The sequence below is a fragment of the Pseudomonas sp. Sample_10 genome (assembly GCF_004321495.1).
Taxonomy (GTDB): Bacteria; Pseudomonadota; Gammaproteobacteria; order Pseudomonadales; family Pseudomonadaceae; genus Aquipseudomonas.
Genome location: NZ_RCOE01000263.1, coordinates 1 through 1,268 on the forward strand (window position 1 = coordinate 1; position 1,268 = coordinate 1,268).

Annotated in this window: 2 protein-coding genes and 1 tRNA gene; all 3 read right to left on the reverse strand. The window is 51.9% G+C overall.

All coding sequences use genetic code 11. From position 1 onward, the window contains the following. Positions 1-46: 46 nt before the first annotated feature. Positions 47-580, reverse strand: a complete 534-nt coding sequence (nusG, locus tag D8U18_RS25415; protein ID WP_007933727.1) for a transcription termination/antitermination protein NusG — start codon at positions 578-580, stop codon at positions 47-49. Positions 581-589: 9 nt separating this feature from the next. Beyond that, positions 590-958, reverse strand: a complete 369-nt coding sequence (secE, locus tag D8U18_RS25420) for a preprotein translocase subunit SecE (protein WP_007896620.1) — start codon at positions 956-958, stop codon at positions 590-592. Between the two features lie 45 nt (positions 959-1,003). After that, positions 1,004-1,079, reverse strand: a tRNA-Trp gene (locus tag D8U18_RS25425). Positions 1,080-1,268 lie beyond the last annotated feature (189 nt).

The window sequence follows — 1,268 nt, forward strand, 5'->3', positions numbered from 1 at the left end:
ACAAAACCCCACAGCCTAAGGCTGCGGGGTTGGGATGCTTGCTCAGCTAGACCTTCTCGACCTGACTGAACTCCAACTCTACCGGAGTAGAGCGTCCGAAAATGAGCACCGCGACCTGGATCCGGCTCTTCTCGTAGTTAACCTCTTCGACCGTGCCAGTGAAATCGGCAAACGGACCGTCGTTAACACGTACCGACTCGCCCGGCTCGAACAAGGTCTTCGGCTTAGGCTTATCGCTACCATCAGCGACGCGTCGCAGAATCGCTTCCGCTTCTTTATCAGTAATCGGTGCCGGCTTATCAGCAGTACCGCCAATAAAACCCATCACCCGAGGAGTATCCTTGACCAAGTGCCAGGTACCCTCGTTCATATCCATCTGGACCAGCACATAGCCAGGGAAGAACTTGCGCTCGCTTTTGCGCTTCTGGCCGTTACGCATCTCAACCACTTCTTCAGTGGGAACCAGAATCTCGCCGAAGCCATCTTCCATGCCAGCCAGCTTTACACGCTCGATCAACGAACGCATGACATGCTTCTCGTAACCCGAGTAAGCATGCACAACATACCAACGCTTAGCCACGGGACACCCTTAGCCGACAATCAAGGAAACAAGCCAGCCGAGCAGGGAATCAAGCCCCCACAACAGCAACGCCATAACCAGGACAACAGCCACAACGATCAACGTGGTCTGCGTGGTTTCTTGGCGAGTTGGCCATACGACTTTACGAATCTCGGTACGCGCTTCCTTTACCAGTACAAAGAAAGACTTGCCCTTAACTGTCTGCAGGCCTACAAAGGCAGCTACAGCAGCAATCACAAGCAATGCGAGTACGCGGTACAGGATCGGCGAAGCAGAGTAATACTGATTACCAACAACGCCAACAACCACCAAAGCGACTACCACTAGCCACTTGAGCAGATCGAAGCGAGAGCCTTGAGCTTCAGCTTTAGGAGTCATCTATGAAGATCCTGTGAAAAGAAAGCCAGACACACCGAGTGAATCTGGCAGGTCAGGAGGGAATCGAACCCCCAACCTACGGTTTTGGAGACCGTCGCTCTGCCAATTGAGCTACTGACCTAAAACAAAATCAGGCCGACCATTATGCCGGCCCGAAAAAGACTTTACAACATTTTAACTTTGCGACCCAGGTGACGGCTTCCACACAAGCTAGCTAAAAAACCTTGCGAAGCAACCGACTGCAACCTGAAGCCCTTAAAACAAAGGCAGATATTTTCATATCTGCCTTGTTATATGGAGCTCTTGAGCG

What these genes read in the sequence shown, in the direction of transcription:
- secE (WP_007896620.1), bottom strand. Translation starts at nt 958, where the DNA reads ATGACTCCTAAAGCTGAAGCTCAAGGCTCTCGCTTCGATCTGCTCAAG.